We start from the raw sequence: 23,051 nt of genomic DNA, 5'->3' as shown, positions 1-23,051 counted from the left end.
ATACCTCTCGTCGCGTTTTCTTATCCTGTCGGATCGCATGCGATCCAGCAGGCATTTTCTTTCCTGAAGGGTAAATTATCCAGGTTGAATCCAGTATACCCTATGGCACGTTTTGACATTTTCAGGGGGGGGGAAGCACTCAATCCTTATGGAACACCTGTATCTGGCTCGATTTTCAAAAAGGATCGAAATATGATTTTGCTTTTTTTGAAAGTATTCTTCTTTCCCCTTAAAGTTCATCCGTTTCGTACAGCTTTATTCAGCTTTCCTCATCTTGAGCGCGCAAAATCCGGGCGGAAAAGATGTCTTCGAAATGGAGCTCGTTCTTTCGCACAATATTAAGCGCACCAGAAACTTTCCCCCTTTGTTCTTCTGCTCTGCTGAGGGTTCGGCTTTGTGTGAGAGGGGCGGGCGTCCACAAAAAACCGTTTCTTCCCCAACAGGAAGAAACGGTTTTGCATACAGCGGGAAGCTTTGAACTATTCACAGGTGAACTGTGCTTCGAGCTGTGCTTTGGCTGTGGAAAAAACGAGATCGCTGTCTTTGACTTCCTCTTCTCCAAGAACACTGCTGAAGAATTTCTTAGGATCCTTAAGCGATACTGTGACACTGAGCTTTGATCCGTCCGCGGTAACGTTCAGATCCTCTTCGTCGATTCCCAGCTCTTGGGCTACCTGGCTTTTAATCATACTGCCATACAGGTCTATCAGCTGTTCACCGTCAACCCCCGCAGACGAGAGGTCCATAGTAATGGCGATGTCCATGCTGCTGATCTGTGCGTTTTCGGAGGGCGCGTTCAGAACAACCTGAATGGTCTGACCTTCCTGTTCTGCGGTGCACGTGGTCATAACCGCTTTTGCGCCGTCGGAACCGCCGGAACCGCTGCATCCTGCCAGCAGCATACCTGCTGCAAGAAGACCCGCAGCAAAACGTTTTTTAAACATACGATTCTCCTTCTGTCTCTCTTTTCCTTTTGAGCTTTCCGGTCAAGCAGCCAGAAGCCGCAAAGGGACGCACACCTTCAGAACTGCGAATTTCCAGTGCCCCACGGAAACAGAAAGATCTGCCCGATTTGAAAACTCTCTGAAAGCGCCGCCTCAATATGGGTATTGTATCGAATGACGATCGATTTTCGAAACAAACCTTTCCGTCGATATCAATTTCTAGTATTGCTCAACTGTTTTGTACAAACTGTCCGATCTTGCGGTCAATGGCCTTTTCTTGTGCAGGGCGGGCAGCGGCTTACAGGATGACACGGGTGACCGAAAGGACGGAGCGAACCTTGCGCAGATTGGCGATCAGACGTTCAAGAGATTCGGAATTCCGCACCATGATTTCAATTTTGGTCGTCGCGGTCAGCGAATCGCTATTGACGGTTGAATTGATGGCCCGTATGGAAATGCCGTTTTGCTGGAAAACCGTAACGAGATCCGAAAGCAGATAATTGCGATCATTGGATTCGATCTGCAGGTGAACCGGATACGTTTTGTCTTCGAGATTATCGCCCCAGGCGACAGGAATCAGACGCTTTGACTCCTTGGCAATGTTCGGGCAGTCCCTGCAGTGAACTTTGACGCCATGACCCTTGGTGATGTAGCCGACGACTTCATCGCCGGGGATCGGCGAGCAGCAGGGCGAAAGGGACACTTTGATCGTGTCGATGCCCGGTACGACGATGCCGCAGTCGGACACTTTTTCCTTTTTCTCGTTTTTCGAGAACAGCTTGATGATTTCTTCGTTGTCATCGACGGCCGCCTTAGTCGTGTTCAGACGTTCAATGACGACCGCAGTCGGAATGCGTTTGGCGGCAATGCCCGCGTACAGGTCGTCGCTCGTTTTAAAGGAAAGGCTCTGCAAAATCGAGTCGATTTTCTTGGATGTACGGACGATGGACGGATCGAGTCCGGCCTTTTTCATGTCGTCCATTAACATTTCCTGTCCTTTGCGAACATCTTCGCGCTTGTCTTTCTGCGCCTGTTTCTGGAAAAAAGCACGGATCTTGTTTCGGGCGTGGGCGCTCTTGACGATCTTGATCCAGTCGGGCGAAGGGCCGGCCGACGCTTTGTTGGTCATGATCGAAACCACATCGCCGGTTTTGAGGGGAGTATTGAGCGGAACGATGCCGCCGTTGACCTGTGCGCCGACAGTATGGTTGCCGACTTCGGTATGAATGCGATAGGCAAAGTCAATGGGCGTCGCCCCGCTGGGCAGCGAGATGACTTTGCCGCGCGGGGTGAAGCAGTAGACGTTGGCTTCGAAAATGTCCTTCTGCACCGTGTTCATGTATTCGAGCGGATCTTCACTGTCTTCGTCGGTGATGATGGAGAAATCGCGGAACCAGGAAAGCTTGTCTTCCATTTCCCTCGTCTGCATCCCCTCGTCCATGCCAGACTTGTTTTCCTTGTACAGCCAGTGGGCGGCGACACCTTTTTCGGCAACGGAATCCATCTCTTCGGTACGGATCTGGATTTCAAACGTGCTGCCGGATGCCGAGGAGATGACCGTTGTGTGCAGGGACTGATACAGGTTGCTTTTTGGCATCGCGATGTAGTCCTTGAAGCGGCCAGGGATTGGCGTATAGGTGGCGTGAATGTAGCCGAGAATTTCGTAGCAGTGCGCGATGGAATCGGTAATGATTCGAATCGCCTGCAAGTCGAGAATTTCTTCGAAGCGTTTGTGCTTGGTGACCATCTTTTTATGGATGGAGTAGAAGTGCTTGGAGCGGCCGAAAATACGGTATGGAATATGGTAATTGTCGAGAATGGTCTTGATGTCGTTGATCATCTCGGTAACCTGCTCGTTACGTTCGCTTTCGCGGTTGGCGACGAGCTGCTTGATGTTCTGGTATTCTCTTGGATCGAGATACTTGAAGCTCAGATCTTCGAGTTCGTTTTTTACCTGCGAAATACCAAGACGATGGGCGATCGGCGCGTACACCTGGAGCGTTTCGCGGGCGATGCGCTTCTGCGCGGATTCGGACTGGTATTCCAGTGTGCGCATGTTATGAAGACGGTCAGCCAGTTTGATCAGAATGACGCGGACGTCCTTGGCCATCGCGATAAAGATTTTGCGGTGATTGCTGGCCTGGTATTCCTTTTCGTCCTTGAATTCCTTTTTGATCTTTCCAATTTTGGTGACGGCTTCGACCAGATCGGCGATTTCCGTAGAAAATTCCTGTTCCAGAATTTCGTACGTAACGTCATCGCAGTCTTCAAGCGTGTCATGGAGCAGACCGGCGGCAATGGTTTTGGGCGAACAGTGCAGTCCAGCCAGAATGTCGGCGACCTGAATGACGTGAACCGTATACGGTTCGCCCGATCTTCGCTTCTGTCCCTCGTGGGCATGATCTGCGAATTTCCAGGCTTTTTCGATCAGCTCAAGATTTTCTTTGCGATGAATGTAGGTCTGAATATGTTCCATACATTCTTCAATCGTGACGCTGTGTTTAGTCGCCATAGGTGCCTCCTTTTTATCTTCTGATTCGTACGGGTTTCCTTATGACAGATGCGCTCTTTGCTGCTCTAGCGTTGGGAGCGCCGTAAGCCAAAGCGATGGTCAATCGTTTCCGTTTTTGGAATGAGAAAATTCTGTCACGTTTTAAAACGGATATATGAACGAGCAGCCGGAATTTATTTCCCGGCTGCTGATTATTCTTCATATTATGTGAAATCTTGGTTTTTTTAAATCGTTTTTGGAAAAGCTTACTCGATTTACTTGTTTTTTCAATCGGAAATGCCTGTCCTATACATTTTCAACATATGGCCAGCCTCTTCCCTTTTCAAAACAAATTCAGAATCGGATTTCCTGTGCTTTAAAAAATCGGCGTGTCCTTTTTTCGGCCGTCTATTCGCCTTCGTAGTGAACGAGGGAAAGAACCGGCGTATCGCCGAATTTCGCGCGGGCCTTGAGGTCATCGAGTTCGACAACGAACGCGAAGCCGACTACTTCGGAGCCTTCCTTGCGAACCATGCTGGCGATCGCTTCGCACGTTCCGCCCGTTGCGAGCAGGTCATCCACGATCAGAACGCGGCTTCCCGGTTTGAGATCTTCCGCATGCATCTGCAGGGAATCTTCGCCGTATTCGAGCGTGTATGTTTCCGTAATGGTACGACGCGGGAGTTTGCCCGGTTTGCGTACGGGAATGAACGGAATTTTCGCGTCCATGGCGGCTGGAATGCCGAACATGAAGCCGCGGGCTTCCGGAGCCACGATGACATCCGCGTTTACTTCTTTGGCAAATTTTCCGATTTCAGTCGCAGTCTGCGCGAGCGCTTCCGGATCGGCAAGGATCGGCGTGATATCCCGGAAAATGATGCCTTCTTTTGGAAATCCGGGAATCGAAGCGATTCTGGTTTTTAAATCCATAGTTGTATTTTCTCCTGGCTGCTTTGCAGCACTTCTTCTTTTTTCACACTGTTCCATCCAAGAGGAACAGAACATCAAGCGTACCGAATTTCTGAGCTTCTGTACAGTCTGATTGTACCGGTATTTTTTTCGAGTGCGCTCTGCAGCTGCGAGATCTCTGCACAAATTTGCACATATGCCGCTTTAAACCGACACGCTTTCCTGCAGAAAACGACTTTTTTCCGATCAGATTTCGTAGACGATTTCGTCGATCATGAACTCGGCTTTTCGCGTACCGTTCCAGGTCGAGATGGAAATCGAGCCGATCAGCTTTTCAATGCCTTCCTGTTTGGCCAGCTTATCCGTAGAGGTCTGGTTGAAATGAATCGCGTTGATGCCGCCATCGAGATAAAAGCGGCGATGACGGCCTTGCGAAAAGTCGAAGCTTTTAAGAATCAGCGGCTGATCGATTTCAAATGCGGGCATTTTAAAGCCGGTTCCAAACGGACGAATCGCCTGCAGAGAATCCATGTTTTCAACGGTGATGTCCGACACTTCGATTTCCATCGGTTCAGCCGGCATTTTGGTCCGCACCATTTTGGAGGCGTTTTTGATCAGAAAGCTTCGAAAATCCTCGACTTTACCCGCCGGCAGGGCGAATCCCGCTGCCTGTGCGTGACCACCAAGGGCAAGAAAGCCATCGTATTTCTGCAGGAATTCCAGGCAGTGATAGCCTTCGGGAGCGCGCATGCTGAATTTGGCTACATCGCCGTTTAAGGTTCCGACAATCGCCGGCTTATCGAACTGGGAGCTCAGCCGGCCGGCCGCCAGACCGATAATGCCTTCATGGAAATTCGGGGAAATCGCAAAGAGAATGGCGGAAAGCGGATTAATTTCCGCAAGCGCCTGGCTTTGCACCTGATACGTCATTTCTTTGCGCGCTTCGTTGATTTCCATTACACGCGCAGCGTATTTCTGAATTTCGATCGGATTCTTGCTTTCCATGTAGCGGACAAACGTATTCACTTTGGCCCGGTCGCTCAGACGGCCCAGGGCGTTGATGCAAGGAGCAACCTGAAAGGAAATATCCGTTTCACACACTGGATAGGAGCGAATGAACGGATCAAAATGCGGTTCGTGATGGGCGTTGAGCGCCTTGAGACCTTCCTGAATAATCGATCGGGTTTCCTTAAAGACAGGCATGCAGTCGGCAATCGAAGCGACCGCCGCATAGATCAGAAATTTTTCTTCCTCTATGCCTAACGCCCGTACGCATTCAAAGGCGACGCCAGCACCGCACAATACATCAAAGTCTTCGCCCATTTTCATCGGGTGAACGAGCAGCGTGCAGTCCGGTTCATCTTCGTACAGATGATGATCGGTAACGATCACATCCACGCCAAGTTCTCTGGCTTGTTCCAGCGCGGAACCAGCCGATACGCCGTTATCGACCGTGATGATCAAGTCATAGCTGGCTTTTGCTGCCTTTTCAACGGTCTGCTCACTTAAGCCGTATCCTTCTTTTAAGCGGTCGGGAATGTAGTACATCGTTTCCAGGCCATACCGTTTCAGGCCCTGATACAAAATAATCGTCGACATAATGCCGTCGCAGTCGTAATCGCCCGCGATCAGCACTTTCTGGCCCTTTTCTCTCGCCTCTTCCATACGCTTTACAAAGTCCTGCATGCATTTAGCCGTGCAGACGGGACGAAGCGGGGAGGGATGAAGAATTTCGTCCCGCTCTTTTTCATCGAGATGGGCGTGATTCAAAATCTTGTACGCCAGACCCGAAAGAACGGGTGTCCTTTGTTCTGAATGGGAAGCGGCGGAGGACAAATCTGCCGTTCCCGCGGTTGTTTTTTCATTTTTCATAGGCATCTCCATTATATCCACGCCCTTTTTCTCCACCCCGAACGGACGATTCGTGCTGCTACGCTCGGTGCGAAAAAGAAAGGATTCTTTTCTGGAAAGCCAGTCGGGCGTAAAGCGGAAAACGGGAAAGAGCCGCTGCTCCTTCCCGTAAATCGGTCTGTACATCTGTTTTCGATGGTTTAAACACCGCTTTTCTTTTGCCGATCTGGCGATCCTACTCGGGCAGACAGGCAAACTGCGCATCCTGTTCGAGGGCGGCTTCAATTTCGTCGAGATCGAGTCCGTCTGCGCTCAGACCAAGGGAGGCAAACAGAGCGGGGATGTTCTGAATTGTCGCGCTGGCGATATAGCCATCATCTTCTCGCTTCACTTTGACCAGATCGGCCTGAATGCCAAGCGTCTGCGCAAGGGCATCCGCAATCAGCGCGCTTTTTGTTTTGGAGCCGTCGCTGTCCCCTTCCTGCAAAGGGACCCGATAGCCGGTCAGCTGCTGATCGAAATCGTGCGGATACTTCATGGTAATTTCCAGAAGTTCGACCTGGCTCTGTTCGGAAGGTGCGCTCATACGAAGAGAAAGACTTCCGTTCTCGTTGGTCTGCGTACAGCTGACGGTCCGTCTGGACGAACCGCAGGCGCTCAGCAAAGGCACGCCCAAAACGAGCAGAACTGCCAGAGCGGTTTCAGAAAGCGTAGAGGAAAGCCGCGAAACGGATCGCATAGTTCGTTCTCCTTTTCAGTATGGAAAATTCGTGAGAGAGCGTAAGAAAACGCGCAGGGAAAGCCGCGCGATCTTCTTAAACTCTGTCTTTGTTAGATGGGCTGTTCTGGTGGTAGCGTACGGATTGACCGTACGGATTTCCAGTACAGATTTGCCGCGTCTGTCCATTCGCCGGATTTGTCCTTAATCCTGCGAATCGTCTTCTGCCTCGTCGTGCAAAGCCGACTCGGTAATGTGCAGATGGGCGTACGCTTTCGGCGTAGCAATACGGCCGCGCGGGGTCCGGTTAATCAGACCGGTCTGCAGCAGAAACGGCTCGTACATGTCTTCGAGTGTCGCCGCGTCTTCGCCAATGGAACTGGCGAGGGCTTCTACACCGACGGGTCCGCCGCCAAAGCGGAAAATGATGCCTTCGAGATATTTGCGGTCCACCTGATCCAGACCAAGATCGTCGACTTTCATGCGGTCGAGCGCATCACCGGCCACATCAAGGGAAATGTGTCCGCCGTTATACACCTGGGCAAAGTCGCGGATGCGGCGGAGCAGGCGGTTGGCGATACGCGGCGTACCGCGCGAGCGTCTGGCCACTTCGCCAATCGCATCATCTTCAATCGATGTGTTGAGAATGCCCGACGTACGGCTGACGATCTTTTCGAGATCGGCCTGCGCGTAATATTCGAGCGGCAGCACGATGCCAAAGCGGTCGCGCAGCGGCGCGGAAAGATCGCCGGCACGGGTTGTTGCGCCGACCAGCGTAAAGGGCGGCAGAGCCAGACGGATCGAATGGGCTGAAGCGCCTTCCTTTCCGACCACAATATCGAGATAAAAGTCTTCCATCGCCGAATAGAGAATTTCTTCAATCTGGCGCGGAATGCGGTGAATTTCATCAATAAAGAGCACATCGCCGGCTTCCAGCGTCGATAAAATCGCCGCCAGATCACCGGATTTCTGAATCGCCGGACCGGAAGCGGTCACGAGATTGCCGTTCATTTCATGGGCGATGATCATCGCCAGGGTCGTCTTTCCCAGTCCGGGAGGTCCGTATAAAAGGACGTGGTCCAGAACTTCGCTGCGGCTTCTGGCCGCCTGAATGTAGACGTTAAGATTTTGTTTCAGTTCCTGCTGGCCAATGTATTCCGCCAGCGTTGCCGGACGCAGCGCCTGATCTTTGTCTTCGGTCTGCTCGGCTGCATCTACAAGACGTTCTTCTTCCATAGGTCCTCCTTTCTTTCACTTTCCGATCGAGACGCCAGAAACTGCGCCGGATCGGGGGCTTTACTTTATGAGTACTGGAATCCATTCGTTCCAGTTTTTCTTTTGGGTACGTATTCTTTTGCGGATCGTTTTTTTCAGAACCGTTTGATTCCGTTCGGACCCGATTCGTTTCGGATCTGGTTCCTCTGGATTTCTCTCTGCTCTTTTATTCAGAAAATGTTACCGATTTCATTTTCGGCCTTCTATGAAGAGAGACCCAAACGGATCCCTAATAAATCAAACGGATCCCTAATAAATAAATATGGTAGAAATTTGTTCAGACAGAACGAAATTGTTGTAAGGTTAAACGCGTTTGGACTTGACGATCCGGGCGCCTCTCAGACGCCTTTTTTTCTGCGCGCCAGTTCACGCAGCGCAAAGCGTAAAAGCGCGTCGGTCTGCGGATACTGCGCCAGCTGTTCGTTCAGCTTCAGACTGTCGATTTCCGGCTGACGATAGCCCAGCGATAACAGGGCATCGCTGACTTCCGCGACAACGGGATCGGATGGAGCAGCACTGTCCTTGGATTTGGGCTTGTCTTCGGGAAGAACGACTTTTCCCTTGAGATCGAGCAGAATCTGGCCAGCGGTTTTGGCACCGATGCCCGGCAGCTTTTTGAGTGCTGCGGCATCGCCGTTTTCAATCGCCCGGATAATGGACGATTCATTCGAGGCGGCAAGCATGTTGAGCGCCATTTTGCATCCAATGCCCTTGACCTGAATCAGGAGTACGAACAGATCGTAAAGCGCTTCGCTTTCAAAGCCGTACAGGCACTGATCGTCTTCCTTGAACTGCTGATAACAATATAAAGAGAGAGCCTGGCCTGGCGCGTAGCTTTTGGCCGCGGGCACATAGACGATGAAGCCGATCGGTCCGCACTGAAGAATCAGACTGTCTTTTCGCGTTTTTAAAACGGTTCCTTCCAGATATCCAATCATAGGCCTTCCTCCCTGTTTTTCTCGCTGTTTCCGTCGCTTTCCATTCGACTCAATACGCCGAATTTCCCTGTGCATTTTCGCGCTCGGACCAGCCTTCCCATTATACCAAATCCACTGCCGCCTGCCGTTTCCCATTTTCCGGCAGCCTTTTGCCGTACACGAGCGCATGGAGCGGTTGTCAGCTTCTGCATGCGCTGGCTGAACAGAGCACGGTTTTTCTTTCTGTTTTGTACGCGAATGGACGTTCATTCGAGGCAAAAGACGGTTACGCGGCGTATTTTCCGCACGCATCGCCCGATTCGTATTGGATTCGCCCTTTTGAAAGCCATCTCTGTTTTCTGAACCAATTTTTCTTTCAGAAAGCAAGTCCGGAAAAATGAAAATTTTCACATTTGCGTACACTCTCAGGCGAATTTTAGTAAAAAGCCGATCCAGATTTTTTGACTTTCCCTTCGAGTGATATAACTTACATATTCCTCTTGAGATCACGAATCGTGAACGCTGTACACGATTTCTGATCGATACAGGAATCTGGAAATTTAGAAACGGAGATCAAAATGAGTAAAGTGTATAACTTTTCTGCAGGCCCGGCCTGTATGCCTGAATGGGTGCTGAAAACAGCAGCCGATGAAATGCTGGATGCCAGAGGATCTGGAATGAGCGTGATGGAAATGTCTCACCGTTCCAAGGCCTTCGAATCCATTCTTCAGGAAACCAAAGATACCATTCGTCGTCTGGCCAGCATTCCGGAAGACTACGAAATCCTCTTCCTGCAGGGAGGCGGAAACCTTCAGTTCTCCATGGTTCCAATGAACTTCAACAAAAACGGAGCTGATATCATCAACACCGGTCAGTGGACAAAGAAAGCCATCGCAGAAGCGAAAAAACTTGGCCGTGTTCATCTTGCCGGAGACAGCAGCGACAAAACGTTCACATATATTCCAAAAATTACCCAGGAAGATCTGGATCCGGATACAGACTACGTCTACATCTGCGAAAACAACACCATCTACGGAACAAAGTACAAAAATCTGCCGCCTCATGAAGGCAAGCGTCTGATTGCAGACCTTTCGAGCTGCATTTTCACTGAACCGCTAGATGTCACCCAGTATGACATGATCTTTGCGGGCGCCCAGAAAAATCTCGGTCCTGCCGGCGTTACTCTGGTCATCATCAAGAAAGACCTGCTCGATGAGCAGCGCGACGATATTCCTTCGGCCATGCTCGACTACAAGACTTACGTAGACCACGATTCCATGTACAACACGCCTCCTACATACGGCATTTACATGGTCGGCCTTGTCTGCAAATGGCTCGAAGAACAGATCGGCGGTCTGGAAAACATGGAAAAGATCAATCAGGAAAAAGCCGGCCTTCTCTATGACTACCTCGATAACTCCAAGATGTTCTCTAACCCGGTAGCGGTAGAAGACCGTTCCCTGGTCAACATCCCGTTCGTAACCGGCGATCCGGAACTCGATAAAGAATTCATCGCCAAAGCCAAAGAAGCCGGTTTTGAAAACCTGAAAGGTCACCGTACCGTCGGCGGCATGCGCGCTTCCATTTACAACGCCATGCCTGTAGAAGGCGTAAAAGCCCTTGTCGACTTTATGAAAGCATTTGAAGAGGAACACGTATGAGAACCATTTCTTTACTGAACGCGATTTCGGACAAAGGAACCGCAGTATTTGACGAAACCTACACGTATGAAGCCAACGCCGCCAACCCGGACGCCATCATGGTCCGCAGTGCGGATCTGCATAACCTGGATTATCCAGAAACACTGAAAGCCATCGCCCGTGCCGGCGCCGGCGTCAACAACATCGATCTTGACGAATGCACAAAACGCGGCATCGCCGTATTCAATACGCCGGGTGCCAACGCCAACGCCGTTAAGGAACTCGTAATTGCCGGACTGCTTCTCGCCAGCCGCGATCTGTATCACGGTATGGAATGGGTTAACACCCAGGCCGGCAGCGAAACGCTTGCCAAAGACGTAGAAAAGCAGAAAAAGAAATACGCCGGCAACGAAATCGCCGGAAAGAAACTCGGTGTCATCGGTCTTGGCGCCATCGGAAGCAAGCTGGCCAACACCGCGCTCCATCTCGATATGAACGTTATGGGCTATGACCCTTACCTTTCCGTTGAATCCGCTCTGAAACTCTCCCGCTGGGTAGAGCACAAGACAGATCTCAAAGATCTGCTTGCGGATGCCGACTTCGTCTCCCTCCATCTGCCGCTGCTCGATTCCACACGCGGCCTGATCAACAAGGAAACCATCGCCCAGATGAAAGACGGCGTGAAAATCATGAACTTCGCGCGCGGCGGACTCGTTAACGATGACGATATCCTCGAAGCGCTCGATTCCGGAAAAGTCGCTCTGTACGTAACTGACTTCCCAGACGCCAAGCTCGCCGGACATCCTGGTGTCATTGCTCTGCCGCACCTCGGTGCAAGCACGGCTGAATCCGAAGAAAACTGCGCCGTTGCGGCTGCAAAGGAACTGCGTGCCTACCTCGAAGAAGGCAGCATCATCAACTCCGTCAACCTGCCAAACGTATCTCTCGAACTGAGAATGCCGTACCGTGTCGGCGTCATCCATTCCAACAAGCCGAAAGTGCTCTCCAGAATGACTGACATCCTGTCCGCAAACGGATCCAACATCGAAAACCTCCTGAACAAATCCCGCGGCAACATTTCCTACACCATTCTCGATCTCGAAGAAAAACCGACCGAAGAATCCCTGGAAGCCATCCGCAGCCTGGATGAAGTCATCCGCGTAAACCTCTTTGAAAAGGATGCGAAGTAATGATCTTCTCTTCTGCTGATATCCTCATTCCGGCCAACGGCAACTTCAGGGACTGGGCGGTTGTCGCCTGCGACCAGTATTCCAGCAATCCCGAATACTGGAACTCGGTGGCGAAATCAATCCAGGATTCCCCAAGTACGCTGAATCTGATCCTCCCGGAAGCCTGGCTGGAAACGAAACAGGGCGAAGCCCATCAGGCAACAATTGCCCAGAACATGTCGAGCTACTTAAACGACGGCGTGCTCAAAGAACTCAGGGACTGCCTGATTTATGTAGAACGTACGCTCGTCGACGGTTCGATCCGTAAAGGTCTGGTCGGCGCGCTTGATCTCGAAGAATACGACTACCATTGCCCGACGGATCGTCCGATCCGTGCAACGGAAGCCACGATTCTGGAACGCATTCCGCCGCGTGCCCAGATTCGCCGCGATGCCATTCTTGAATTCCCGCACATTCTTCTGCTTCAGAACGATGCCGAAGACGCGCTGTTCAAGCAGCTTCACGCCATTCGGGAAACTCTGCCGGTTCTTTACGATTTTGACCTCATGAAAGACGGCGGCCACATCACTGGACGCATCATTCAGGGCGAAGAAAAAGATCTCGTCTGCGCCTGGATTTCCGAATACGAAACCCGTTCTTCCCTGCCCAATCCGCTCGTTTATGCGGTCGGCGATGGAAACCATTCTCTTGCCGCTGCCAAAACGATCTGGGAAGAAATCAAGCCGACACTTACAGAAGAAGAAAAGCGCGTTCATCCGGCCCGTTTCGCCTTAGCCGAACTGGAAAACCTGCAGGATGAAGCCCAGAAGTTCGAACCGATTCACCGCATCATCAAAAATACCGATCCGGCTGGGCTGATCGCTTATTTCAACGAGAAAGCACCCGCTCAGGGCGGTTACCCCATCGAATGGGCAGCCGGGGGCGAAAACGGTACGATCGTTCTCGACGATGCGATTTCCCCGCTTCCTCTGGCTGTGCTTCAGAAGCAGCTGGACGAGTGGCTGGCCGAAAACGAAGGAACGATCGATTACATCCATGGCGAAAAAGATCTCGAAGATCTGGCCTCGCAGGATGGATCCATCGGATTCTTCCTTCCAAAAATCGAACGGGATTCCCTGTTTGAAACCATCGAAGCCGACGGTTCGCTTCCGCGTAAGACGTTCTCTATGGGTCATGCTCAGGAAAAGCGCTACTACCTGGAAGGCAAGCGCCTCCGTTTCAAAGACGAATCCGATTCCTGAATTTGTCCCTCCTGAAATTCATCTGTTAAAAATCAAGCCTGAGAAACTGCTCATGCAGCCTCTCAGGCTTTTTCCTTTATTCTCTCTCTGGATCAGTTTTCATTTCCGATTAGCGACATTCTGGACCAGTTTTCAATACACCAGAACGGATGCCATGATTTTGGCTTTTCCGACGCTTTCCATTCGCCCTGTATTTCATAACGCCATCAAAAAGCGGCCCGGCTGACTGTCCTGTCAGACCGGGCCGTCTGTTTTTGATTTGGCAAATCCGCTCGCGGCAGGCGAACAGAAGAAATCTCAGCTGAGAAAAAGCCTTTATTCTTCTGGAAGATCGATCGTAAGCAGAACCGGACAGTGATCGCTGCCGTACAGATCACCAAGAATTTCGATGTCCTCCACCTTGTCCATGAGGTCCCTGGAAGCCAGCCAGTAATCGATTCGCCAGCCGGCATTGCGATCGCGGCTGCGTTTCTGGTAGGACCACCAGGAATAATCGCGGCCCTCTGGCTTCAGAACGCGGTACACGTCAGCCAGATCGGACAGGTAGTTCGTTTCAAAACTGTTTCTTTCCTGTTCAGAATAGCCGGCGCTTCCTTCTCCATCGGCCTCATCCCAGATATCCTGCGCAGTGCGCGCAACGTTGAAATCCCCGCACACCAACAGAGGAAGATCGATGGAGCGAAGATAGTCGGTAAACGCCTTGTCAAAGCGAAGACGGTAGTCGATTCGTTTCAGATTTTCCTGCGAGTTGGGCACGTAAACGCAGACGACCGCAAAGTGTTCAAAATATGCGGTAATCACGCGGCCTTCCTGATCGAATTCTTCGATCCCGATTCCCCGGACGACTTTTTTTGCTTCCATGCGGGAGGCAATCATCGTTCCGGAATAGCCTTTCTTTACGGCTGAATTCACGTACTGATACGGATAAAGATCAGGATTCAGTTCAATCTGATCTTCCGTCGCCTTAATTTCCTGAAAGCAGACAATGTCCGCATTCAGATAATCCAGCATCTGCTCCAGGCCCTTTCGAGCCAGAGCCCGGATTCCATTCACATTCCAGGTAAGAAGTTCCATCACTTTACCCTTCTTTCTATAAGCTTTCCGTTATTAGGGAAAGCTCAGGATTCTTATTCGTTCGCTGGATCAGCGGGTCTAACCGTATCGTCTGCATCCGCTTCTCCTGCCTGTATCCTTTTTTGATCTGCACGCTACGGCGCGGATCCGTAATCCTCTCGATCCGCATACAGGCGGACAGAACGGCGGCGGCCATGATGCAAAGCCGACGCGGGCGCATCGTCATCGAGGTTCGTTCTGGCGCACAAATAGATCGGACGATCCTTGATTTCGAGATACATGCGGGAAATGTACTGACTGAGCACCCCGATCGAAAGCAGCTGAATCCCCCCAATCAGCATAATTATGCATACCGTAGACGCCCAGCCCTGCACCGGATCGCCAAAGCAGATTTTGCGCACGACAATCACGATGATCATCACAAACGCTACTAAGGAAAAGAGTACGCCTAAAGCTGCCGCAAACTGAAGCGGAACGGTCGAAAAAGAAACGATGCCGGTAATGGCGTATTTAAACAGCTTCCAGAACGACCACTTGGTCTCGCCGGCTGCCCGCTTGATGTTTTCGTATTCGAGCCATTTGGTTTTGAATCCAACCCAGCCAAAGATGCCTTTGGAAAAGCGGTTGTATTCTTCAAGTTCCAGAATGGCGTTCACAAATTCGCGGTTCATCATACGGTAGTCCCGGGCGCCGTCGACCATGTCCACATCGCTCATTCGATTCATCAGCTGATAAAAACGGCGCGCAAAAAAGGAAACGATTTTCGGCTCGCCTTTTCGGGTCACGCGCCGGGTAGCGACAGAGTCATAGCCTTCCTTTTCGATCGCATCAATCATTTCAGGAAGCAGTGCGGGCGGATCCTGCAGGTCGGCGTCCATGATGACCGTCAGATCGCCGTCTGAGTTTTCCAGACCGGCGTAAATGGCGCTTTCCTTGCCAAAGTTGCGGGAAAAGGAAATGTAGCGAACGCGCGGATCGATTTTGGCGATCTCCAGAATTTCCTTCATCGTATTGTCTTTGGATCCGTCATCTACCAGCAGAAACTCAAAAGTATGACCTTCAATGGCGTCGGTCGTCTTCACCAGCGTTTCATACAGCAATGGGATCATGGCCTGCTCATTGTAGCAGGGCACGATAATACAAATTTTATACATATATCACCTATACCTGAAAATTTTAACACAGATCCTATCGTTCCCAAATCTTCCCCGGATACCGGATATTCTTATGCTCTTTCGGTATCCGAAGAAGCAGCTGCAGCAGGAGGGCTCTGTTTTGTCGCATTTTGAACCGGCTTTGCGATTCTCTGTCTCATTTTACAATATCCGCTTTTTCTAAGGCAGATTTCCCGGCAATCGTAAGAAAGACGCCGTCAATTTCCTTTCTCTTTTTGGATACAGAAAAGCGGCGGTTCGTCCTGCAGTTTTCTCTGCAGGCGTGAACCGCCGCAATTTGCTTCAGACATTCTGGTTCGTCAAAAGTGGTGGAAAAAGTCTAAATCCTCCAGAACGTCTGGTAAGCACGAATGAATTACTTCGTCAGCAGACTCTTGTCGGGCGTCAGGCGCAGAGCCAGCTCTTTGGAAGCCAGATCTTTAGCCATTGCGTCAATCTCCTGCTGCGTTGTGTTCTTACTGGTTTTGAGCAGTTTTGCCAAGGCCAGCGTATCGGTGAAGGCTTTCTTGCCGGTATCGGAGTAGGATGCCAGTTTTGCGTTGATCGCATTGCCCTTATCGATCGCCGCATTCAGAAGCGTCCAGTCAAGTTCCGGTGTCGGCTCTTCGTCTTTGGTCCACTTCGCGTAAAGCGTGGTTTCGGCTGCCGGCTTCTCGGTTTCGAAGCTGAACGCATTCTGGCAATCCGCATCGGTATACCAGCCGCTGAACGTATAGCCTTCGCGTTCTGGATCAGCCGGTTTTTCAACAGGGGATCCGGCAACGTAGAGCGCTTCACTGCTCTGTTCGCCCTCAATCTGCGTATCGAAGGTTACACCGATAACCTGAATCTTGCTTTCGGCAGGTTTACTGTCAAGCGTTCCGGATTCTTCGCTGCCGTTGGCAGTAACGGTCCAGGTCCAGGTACCTTTGCGGGTCAGACCGGTCGGCATGGACGTTTCGCTTCCCGGCATTTCGAAATGCATGCCGTTTGGCATGGTGATGCCTACGGTGTAGCCATTTGCGTTTTCTACCGCATTCCAGCTGAGGGTAGCGCCCAGTACACCGTTTTCACGGGACGGCGTCGCCGTCAGTCCTGTTGGAGCCGGGAGCTTGCCGTCTGTGCTTTCGAATACGGCCAGGATCGAAGCGGTGTCGGCTGCGATCTGGTACGTGTATTCCGCATCCGTACTCAGTTCCGTTCCATCGGCTTTGGTCCAGCGAACGAAACGGGATCCTTCGGCTGCTTCCGCTTTGACGGTTACCCACTGACCGGCGGCCAGATCGCCTTCCGATGCAGTCACCGTTCCGGTTCCGCTGCAGGATGGATCAATTTGAGCGCTCAGATGGAGCGGGGTTTCCGCTTTCTTCGTCAGTTTGGCTTCAGCCCAGTCGGCATGCGAGTTGGAGTTTCCGTCCGCGCGGTTGGTAACGCGCAGCGTCAGCGTCTTCGTTCCGGCTGGAATATCCACGTCGATTTCGCCGTACTTCATTTCACGCGTCTGGTTGTCGACCGAGCCAAGTTCTACACCGTCGGCCAGAACCGTAAACTTGACTTTCGGGCTGGCCGAAGCGGCTTCCTTGTCCAGTCCGACTTTGGAATAGAAGTGATCGAGTCCCTGCTTGCCGCTCAGATCGATATCGATATCTACATCTCCGCTCGCGGCAGAATGCGTACCGATCCCTTTGGCGAATGTAACATCTTTCGTTCCGTCAAAGAGGGTCAGCACATTGCCTTCCACACTGAGATCACGCTGCGGGTTGTGACCGGACCAGCCGGTTTCGGCTTTCGTCCAGGGCAGTTCCGATGCGTAATAGCCGTCGGCTGGCGTGAGGGTGAAGCTGTACGTCTTGGTCGCCGACGCATCGGGGCTGGTGACTTTGACTTTGATCTCGGTTGGATCTTCAGCCGAGCCGTTTGTATTCCAGGTTACGCTGCCGGTTCCGCTCTTAATCAGCGTGTCGCCCTTGAAGACTTCAACTTTCGCATTGGCGTTGGTCGCGGTGAAAGTGAACGGAATGAGCAGACCGAAATGCGAACCCGTATACGTGTCAACGGCTTGATCAAAGGTTTCGGTAAGGGACGCATTCGCTCCGAAATCCACGCCGCTCAGGCTGCAGTCTGCGTTTGTCGCTTTGTAGACGTTGACTTCGACATAGTTCGGCATCTGGAGTGCCTCGCTGTGGCAGACGACAATCACTTTATTCGGACCGTCCTTAAGGTCAATCATCGGGTTGTCGAGCTTCTTGCCATCGAGGAAGTATTCGATCGTGCTGCGCTTCGAATTCGCTTCGGCTTCGATAGCCGCGCTTGTGGCCGTGGAATCGACATCGACGCGAACCTTTCCGTCTTCTGGAATTGCGACTTCTGCACCGTTGACTATAAGGGTCTTGACCGACTGGTCGCCATCGCCGGAGCGGAATACCTGCAGACGGTAATCCTTAATCGTTCCGTCTTTAGCGGTAACGAAAATTTCGAACAGGTTGAAGCCGGCGTACAGTTTTACATCATCCGCCTTGGCATCGACCGGCTTGTTGTTGAAGCTGACTGTGACTTTGGCATCCGGTGCAAGGGCTGCGAAGTCATAGGAGATCGTCTCCTGATCTTCATCCGCGAACAGATACCAGTACTGACGGGAAAGCTCGAGACTGCTGAAGTCTTTTGCGTCAGCGACTTTGACCTGGGCTTTGCCAAGACGTGTTTCACTGCTTTCCTTGGTTGCTGCAGGATTTTCCACTTCCTGAGCGTTCTTAATGAGTACCGCAGCCGATTCTGCTGCTGGACCTACGATGCCGTTTTCAACGGTATAGGCGAGAACACGCAGATACTTTCCATTCAGTTTGTCATCGTACTGCGCATTGTCGCCATGCAGGCCGGTCTCAACCGTCCACGGACCGTCTAAGCTGCCGGCGCTCTGCCATACGTAGGAAATCGAACCATTGGCACTGTCTGTATTTGCCGATGCATGGAGAGTCTGCGATTCTTCATCGTCCGTAACCGAAACTGAAGTCGGTGCGGCAAGTTCAACTTTCCTTGTCAGGGCAAAGGCTTTGGTCTCGCCATTGCTGGTAATGGAAAGATCGCTGAACGTCGTTACCGGATGACTGTCGTTGTTTCCAGTCGCTGTGGCCAGAGCGATGGTTCTCTCACCGTCGAGGAAACTTGTGTCTGTATTGGAAGAAATCGTCTTGAAGGTAGTTCCGTCCGTACTGTAGGCGGCTCTGATCGTACTGCCGTCTCGACTGAGGCGATACCAGACATTATCTATGTGGGCCATGCTTGGAGCGGTATCTACATTGCCGTCATCCCAGTATTCAGCTGCACTCTGATTTACTTCGCGTACAAGCGCCATGACTTCTCGTTCATTACTTGTATTTGAACGGCTCTTTCGTTCCACGGAAATATAGTTGTCCGCATCTTTGAAAAGGTAGAGACCGCTCGCACCCCAGTAGCCGGAGCCCTGCGGCGCATTTGCTTTGACATCAATGGAGAAGTGCTCAGCATCAACGCCATCTGGGAGTTCAAACGTTACTACATGACCCGGAGTCTGCTGCTGATACAGACCAAAGTGCCAGTGAGCCATGCTCAGTCCGGATTCACCTGGAACAATACCCGAAGCGGAGGAGTCTGCGCTTGCTCGATGTGCGATCGTTACGCCATCGGCCAGTCCATAGGCTTCTTTTTCGATTTTTACCAGCGTGCTTGCACTCGCACTGCCCGTCGTCGCAGTAACAAGAACCAGACCGCTGGAAACGCCGCTCAGCACACCGGTGCTTTCATTGATCGTGGCTGCCGTTGTGGCCTGACCCGTAAAGGCGTCACAGACACTCCAGGCGATGCTTGCATTTTCATCCGAAGCCGTAGCGGTAAAGGTCGCGTTTTCTCCTGCTTTGACAGATTCTGCAGGCGTATTAATCGTTACGGTATGTTTCGCTTCTGTCTGTACCGCTGCGGTTGTTACTGGCGCAGACAGAGCCGAACCTTTTTTCTGATAGACTTTGGCGCGAATAAATTTGCCCGCCAGGCTGTTGCCGACCGCCGGCGTAGTTCCGGTCAGCGAATCGGCCGGTGTCCATGGACCGTCTTTGCTGTCTGCCTTTTCCCAGAGAACAGCAAGTTCGGTACCTGCACTCTGGCCTTCGGCGCTGACGGAAAGCGTCTTGCCGTTCAGTGCGCACGAAGCGAAAGTCAGAGCAGGAAGCGTATTTTCCTGTGTAAGCGCAATATTCTTCACCGTCTCGCCGCTCGTTACGGTGAGTCCGGAATAGGTAACAAACGGTACAGGCGAGACAGCGTTCGATCCAGCCGCCAGTGCAATCTTGAAGTCATCTCCAAGGAATGCGCCGTCTACCTGACCGATCTTGTTAAAGGTTTCGCCGTCCTTGCTGTAGTAGCCTTCGATCGTAGTGTCTTTCTTAACGATTCGATACCATACATCCGCAGCGGTGTTCAGGTTTTCACCGTCGCCTTCCGTGCCGCCATTCCACGTTTCCGCTGCATGTTGACTGACTTCGCGGACCATGGCCATGCGCTCGGAGACATTGCTCGAGCCGTCGCGGCTCTTCTTTTCTACTGAGACGTAATTGTCCTGATCCTTAAAGAGATACAGGCCGCTGTAGCCCCAGTTTCCGTTGCCGTCTGGCGTGCTGGCTTTTACTGTTACAGTAAAGTCTGTTTTATCGATACCTTCTGGTACTGCCGTTCCCAGCGTATGTGCAGCGGCCTGCTGCTGATACAGACCAACAGGAAGCAGAGGCATTTTGATCGTGCCGTCGCCATAAACGACACGCGACAGGTCCGAATCACTTTCGGCTGCGTGCAGAACGCTCAGCGCATCGCTCAGTTTGTATTCACGCGCACCATTGATCTGGATCAAGGTACTTGCGGAAGTGCCTGCAGCTTTTGCCGTTACGCGGACGATGGATGTTGCATTGCCGGCGGTAAGGGTGCCGTCTTCGGTAATGGTTGCCCCATCGGTTTCCTGTCCGGTAAAGGCGTCGCGAACGATCCAGGAAACTTTCGTTCCTTCTTCAGCACCGGTTACTGTGGCGCTCAGTTTGGCGGTTTCTCCGCCGTTGAGGACCGTTTTATTGCTGGATACGGCGATCGTCGCATCCGATGTGGACGCATCGCCGGTAACGGTGATGGTTTTGCTTCCCATCTCGAATTTACGGGTTCCGCTGATGACATAGCCGGTAATGGTGGCTTCACCTGGGCCTTCCGCAATCAGGTTGCCGGCGGCATCGGTGGAAATCACGGATGGATCGCTGGAAAGATAGTAGGCTTTGGCATCTTCCGGCAGGTTCTGGTTCAGAGACGCGCTGGTCTGGTCGGTGGATGTGACGTCAGCCGCATTTGTTCCTCCGCCAAAGTCAATGCCCGGGCGCAGCTGCGGATCATAGGTGTTGCCTTCAAATTTAATATTCGAGCAGCCGTTAAAGGAGAACAGGTTGGAAGTATACTTGTTCATTCCCATTGTGGCTGTCGGAACCATCGTATCGCCCACTGTCATCTCATCGCTTGTGGTTGTGAAACTGAGCGAAGAGAACGGCTGCGAGCGAAGAACGGTATTGTTCTTGAACGTGATGCCTTCGGTACTCTTAGCATCCAGTACTTTATGGCCTTCGGTATAGAACGTATTGTTTTCAATGTTGATGTTGTGATGAACCGGCTTGTCCTTGGAAACGTTCGGGTTAGTCGGATCAATGAAAATGTCCTGTGAGTTGCCGTTGATAAATGTGTTGTTATAGATGTTCACATTGGTCGAACGGCCAGATTCATACCAGGACTGACCGTCACAGGAAATGTAAATGCCCGCCATGTTCATGCGGTTGAACATGTTGTCATGAATCTGGACATTGCCGCGGGTCGTACAGAGAATTCCGCGCGTCGGCGAGGCGTCAAAGACGTTGTCATGAATGTCGACATCCGGCGTATAGGAAATGTTTTCGGTCAGGTAGTTGTTGGCGGTAATGCCAGCGGGCACCGCCTCATCGAGCGTCAGGACGATGCGGCCCAGAGAACCGGTATTTTCTCCGATCCAGCCGCCTTTGCCATCCGGAGAGCTGACTGCCGTAACTGTACGGGTAGAATTGGCTACTGGCGCCATGCTTCCCTTTTCGGAGAACTCAATCTTGTCGCCGACAAAGTAGTTCGGAAAACCGGATGTCTCGTTATGCTGGTATTCCACGGTGACTTTGTTTCCATCTACGTTTGTGACTTTCAGAAATGTTCCATGCACGTTGATCGGGTCATCGTGCGGATTGTGGAACCGGGAGTTCTTGATCGTGATTTTTCCTTTGACACCGGAAATGTTGATGTCATCGGCACTTGAGGACGTTGCGCGTCCGGAGTTGTCCGGCGTATCGAAGATAACGCCGTCCAGCGTAATGTCTTCGCACATCTGCACGATGATGCCAAAACCGTGAACGTAGTTTTCTTCGATGTTCTGCAGGGTGACGTTTTTGGAATACGCCAGCGTTCCTGCGGTCTGATCGCGCAGCGTGTTGCGGGTTTGATAAACGCGGCCAGCCGGAATGTCCGGCATGGAAGAATAGTGGATCTTAAGCATGTGGTTTCCAAGATCTTCAATGCTTGAAGCACCGGAACGAGGATCCGAACTTCCGCGCCACGCATCGCCGCTTACCGCGTCAAAGCTCTGGGTATAGCTGTATGAGTTCGCCTGAGTCCAGTACGGCTGACCGGTATAGGGCGATTTGTCTGAACTCCAGTTGATGTTCGTTCCATCCAGAGTGTAGGTCAGACTTTCCGGAATGTGGTACGTGATCGTTTTTGCAGCCTGGTCCACCACAACCGCAGTCATTTCCAGACAGGTTGGTGCCGCGTAATCGATACTGAAGTTTTTGAATACGACATTTTCCGAAGAAATCGACGCATACGGCGTCATCTTGCCGTGGTAAACAAAACGGGAACCGTTGCCGTCGATGGTAACGTTCTGCATGTCTTCAATACAGATTCCGATGGTGCGCTGCGATGCGCTGGTATTCGCACCGGTTGTGTTGGACAGGTAGAGCAGTTTTTTCGTGGCCTTGTCCGGGTAGAAATTGTATTCGCCCTTTGGAAAAGAAAGCGTGACAGACTCGCCTGCATCCGTCTTTTCCTTGGCCGCAGCAATGGCCTCGATGATGGCAGGGGAACTGTCCTTGTATCCGGACGGATCCGCACCGTATTCCGTGACGTCAATAACTTCGCCGGTCAGTGCGTCATCCTGCCCGGCTCTGGCTTCGTTGGCTACGGCCGGGATGGTCGTCGTTAACAGCGGACTGGCGCCGAGCAGCAGCGAAAGAAACGCGCTGGTCAGCTTAGCAGCTTTTTTCATTTTTACTCCTTCTTTTTTCTCCGGTTTTCGACATTCAAATCCATATTCTTTTGCGGTTTTCTCTGTATTTTGCCCGAACAGAGACTGCCTGAAAAAGAAAAAAACAGCCCGAATACTTTTTCAATATGAATAGACATGTCTGCCAAAAACGCTGGATTTTGTTCATTCTTGATTTACATCTTAGGGAAAGTGGAATGATATCCTTTACATTTTAACTTTAAAAAATAGCAGAAAACAGATCCCTTTAGTGAAATGAAGTGTACCCCATGTCAAGGACACGATAATTAGAGAGAACCCTTTGTTCGGAC

Annotated in this window: 14 protein-coding genes; 4 read left to right on the top strand and 10 right to left on the bottom strand. The window is 51.6% G+C overall.

The annotated features are described in order from the left end of the window. Positions 1-342 (top strand): hypothetical protein (locus ACLUYS_RS04030; RefSeq protein ID WP_412659169.1); only part of this gene is annotated, 342 nt, incomplete at its 5' end. A gap of 137 nt (positions 343-479) precedes the next feature. Here the strand turns inward: ACLUYS_RS04030 and ACLUYS_RS04025 are convergent. From ACLUYS_RS04025 to ruvA, 7 genes are all read right to left on the bottom strand, one after another. Then, a complete protein-coding gene (locus ACLUYS_RS04025; RefSeq protein ID WP_230266653.1) occupies positions 480-944 on the bottom strand; it encodes a hypothetical protein in 465 nt (154 codons plus the stop codon). A gap of 298 nt (positions 945-1,242) precedes the next feature. Beyond that, positions 1,243-3,456, bottom strand: coding sequence for a RelA/SpoT family protein (locus tag ACLUYS_RS04020; protein WP_230266652.1), 2,214 nt, complete (start codon positions 3,454-3,456; stop codon positions 1,243-1,245). 387 nt (positions 3,457-3,843) lie between these two features. Further along, complete coding sequence (locus ACLUYS_RS04015; RefSeq protein ID WP_288340232.1) at positions 3,844-4,365, bottom strand: adenine phosphoribosyltransferase; 522 nt, start codon at positions 4,363-4,365, stop codon at positions 3,844-3,846. 225 nt (positions 4,366-4,590) lie between these two features. Further along, positions 4,591-6,216 (bottom strand): single-stranded-DNA-specific exonuclease RecJ, encoded by a 1,626-nt coding sequence (locus ACLUYS_RS04010; RefSeq protein WP_288340230.1) that lies wholly within the window; start codon positions 6,214-6,216, stop codon positions 4,591-4,593. Positions 6,217-6,430: 214 nt separating this feature from the next. Next, on the bottom strand, positions 6,431-6,934 hold the full coding sequence (locus ACLUYS_RS04005) for a hypothetical protein (protein ID WP_230266649.1): 504 nt from the start codon (positions 6,932-6,934) through the stop codon (positions 6,431-6,433). Between the two features lie 183 nt (positions 6,935-7,117). Next, on the bottom strand, positions 7,118-8,149 hold the full coding sequence (gene ruvB, locus ACLUYS_RS04000) for a Holliday junction branch migration DNA helicase RuvB (protein ID WP_230266648.1): 1,032 nt from the start codon (positions 8,147-8,149) through the stop codon (positions 7,118-7,120). A 377-nt stretch (positions 8,150-8,526) separates the two neighbouring features. After that, positions 8,527-9,126 carry a Holliday junction branch migration protein RuvA gene (ruvA, locus tag ACLUYS_RS03995; RefSeq protein ID WP_230266647.1) on the bottom strand — a complete coding sequence of 200 codons (600 nt, stop codon included), beginning with the start codon at positions 9,124-9,126 and terminating at the stop codon, positions 8,527-8,529. 557 nt (positions 9,127-9,683) lie between these two features. Between ruvA and serC the strand changes: the two genes are divergently transcribed. The 3 genes from serC to ACLUYS_RS03980 are packed head-to-tail and all read left to right on the top strand — an operon-like array spanning position 9,684 to position 13,176. Then, a complete protein-coding gene (serC, locus tag ACLUYS_RS03990) occupies positions 9,684-10,766 on the top strand; it encodes a 3-phosphoserine/phosphohydroxythreonine transaminase (protein WP_230266646.1) in 1,083 nt (360 codons plus the stop codon). Further along, positions 10,763-11,935, top strand: coding sequence for a phosphoglycerate dehydrogenase (locus tag ACLUYS_RS03985; protein WP_230266645.1), 1,173 nt, complete (start codon positions 10,763-10,765; stop codon positions 11,933-11,935). The genes serC and ACLUYS_RS03985 overlap by 4 nt, the downstream gene beginning before the upstream one ends. Further along, complete coding sequence (locus ACLUYS_RS03980; RefSeq protein WP_230266644.1) at positions 11,935-13,176, top strand: DUF1015 domain-containing protein; 1,242 nt, start codon at positions 11,935-11,937, stop codon at positions 13,174-13,176. The genes ACLUYS_RS03985 and ACLUYS_RS03980 overlap by 1 nt, the downstream gene beginning before the upstream one ends. A 315-nt stretch (positions 13,177-13,491) precedes the next feature. Here ACLUYS_RS03980 and ACLUYS_RS03975 read toward each other — a convergent pair whose 3' ends face one another. From ACLUYS_RS03975 to ACLUYS_RS03965, 3 genes are all read right to left on the bottom strand, one after another. Then, positions 13,492-14,250 carry an exodeoxyribonuclease III gene (locus ACLUYS_RS03975; protein WP_230266643.1) on the bottom strand — a complete coding sequence of 253 codons (759 nt, stop codon included), beginning with the start codon at positions 14,248-14,250 and terminating at the stop codon, positions 13,492-13,494. A 134-nt stretch (positions 14,251-14,384) separates the two neighbouring features. Continuing rightward, entirely contained in the window at positions 14,385-15,404 is a 1,020-nt protein-coding gene (locus tag ACLUYS_RS03970) for a glycosyltransferase family 2 protein (protein WP_412659164.1), read from the bottom strand. A 376-nt stretch (positions 15,405-15,780) separates the two neighbouring features. Next, complete coding sequence (locus ACLUYS_RS03965; RefSeq protein WP_412659163.1) at positions 15,781-22,743, bottom strand: NPCBM/NEW2 domain-containing protein; 6,963 nt, start codon at positions 22,741-22,743, stop codon at positions 15,781-15,783. Between the last annotated feature and the right edge of the window lie 308 nt (positions 22,744-23,051).

The sequence above is a fragment of the Allobaculum sp. genome, assembly GCF_047010065.1.
Classification (GTDB): Bacteria; Bacillota_I; Bacilli_A; order Erysipelotrichales; family Erysipelotrichaceae; genus Allobaculum; species Allobaculum fili.
This window is presented reverse-complemented; position numbering and strand designations above follow the sequence as displayed.

Excerpts from the sequence above, each read along its gene's own strand:
- ACLUYS_RS04025 (WP_230266653.1), bottom strand. The coding sequence starts at position 944 with ATGTTTAAAAAACGTTTTGCTGCGGGTCTTCTTGCAGCAGGTATGCTG.
- ACLUYS_RS04020 (WP_230266652.1), bottom strand. The coding sequence starts at position 3,456 with ATGGCGACTAAACACAGCGTCACGATTGAAGAATGTATGGAACATATT.
- ACLUYS_RS04015 (WP_288340232.1), bottom strand. The coding sequence starts at position 4,365 with ATGGATTTAAAAACCAGAATCGCTTCGATTCCCGGATTTCCAAAAGAA.
- ACLUYS_RS04010 (WP_288340230.1), bottom strand. The coding sequence starts at position 6,216 with ATGAAAAATGAAAAAACAACCGCGGGAACGGCAGATTTGTCCTCCGCC.
- ACLUYS_RS04005 (WP_230266649.1), bottom strand. The coding sequence starts at position 6,934 with ATGCGATCCGTTTCGCGGCTTTCCTCTACGCTTTCTGAAACCGCTCTG.
- ruvB (WP_230266648.1), bottom strand. The coding sequence starts at position 8,149 with ATGGAAGAAGAACGTCTTGTAGATGCAGCCGAGCAGACCGAAGACAAA.
- ruvA (WP_230266647.1), bottom strand. The coding sequence starts at position 9,126 with ATGATTGGATATCTGGAAGGAACCGTTTTAAAAACGCGAAAAGACAGT.
- serC (WP_230266646.1), top strand. The coding sequence starts at position 9,684 with ATGAGTAAAGTGTATAACTTTTCTGCAGGCCCGGCCTGTATGCCTGAA.
- ACLUYS_RS03985 (WP_230266645.1), top strand. The coding sequence starts at position 10,763 with ATGAGAACCATTTCTTTACTGAACGCGATTTCGGACAAAGGAACCGCA.
- ACLUYS_RS03980 (WP_230266644.1), top strand. The coding sequence starts at position 11,935 with ATGATCTTCTCTTCTGCTGATATCCTCATTCCGGCCAACGGCAACTTC.
- ACLUYS_RS03975 (WP_230266643.1), bottom strand. The coding sequence starts at position 14,250 with ATGGAACTTCTTACCTGGAATGTGAATGGAATCCGGGCTCTGGCTCGA.
- ACLUYS_RS03970 (WP_412659164.1), bottom strand. The coding sequence starts at position 15,404 with ATGTATAAAATTTGTATTATCGTGCCCTGCTACAATGAGCAGGCCATG.
- ACLUYS_RS03965 (WP_412659163.1), bottom strand. The coding sequence starts at position 22,743 with ATGAAAAAAGCTGCTAAGCTGACCAGCGCGTTTCTTTCGCTGCTGCTC.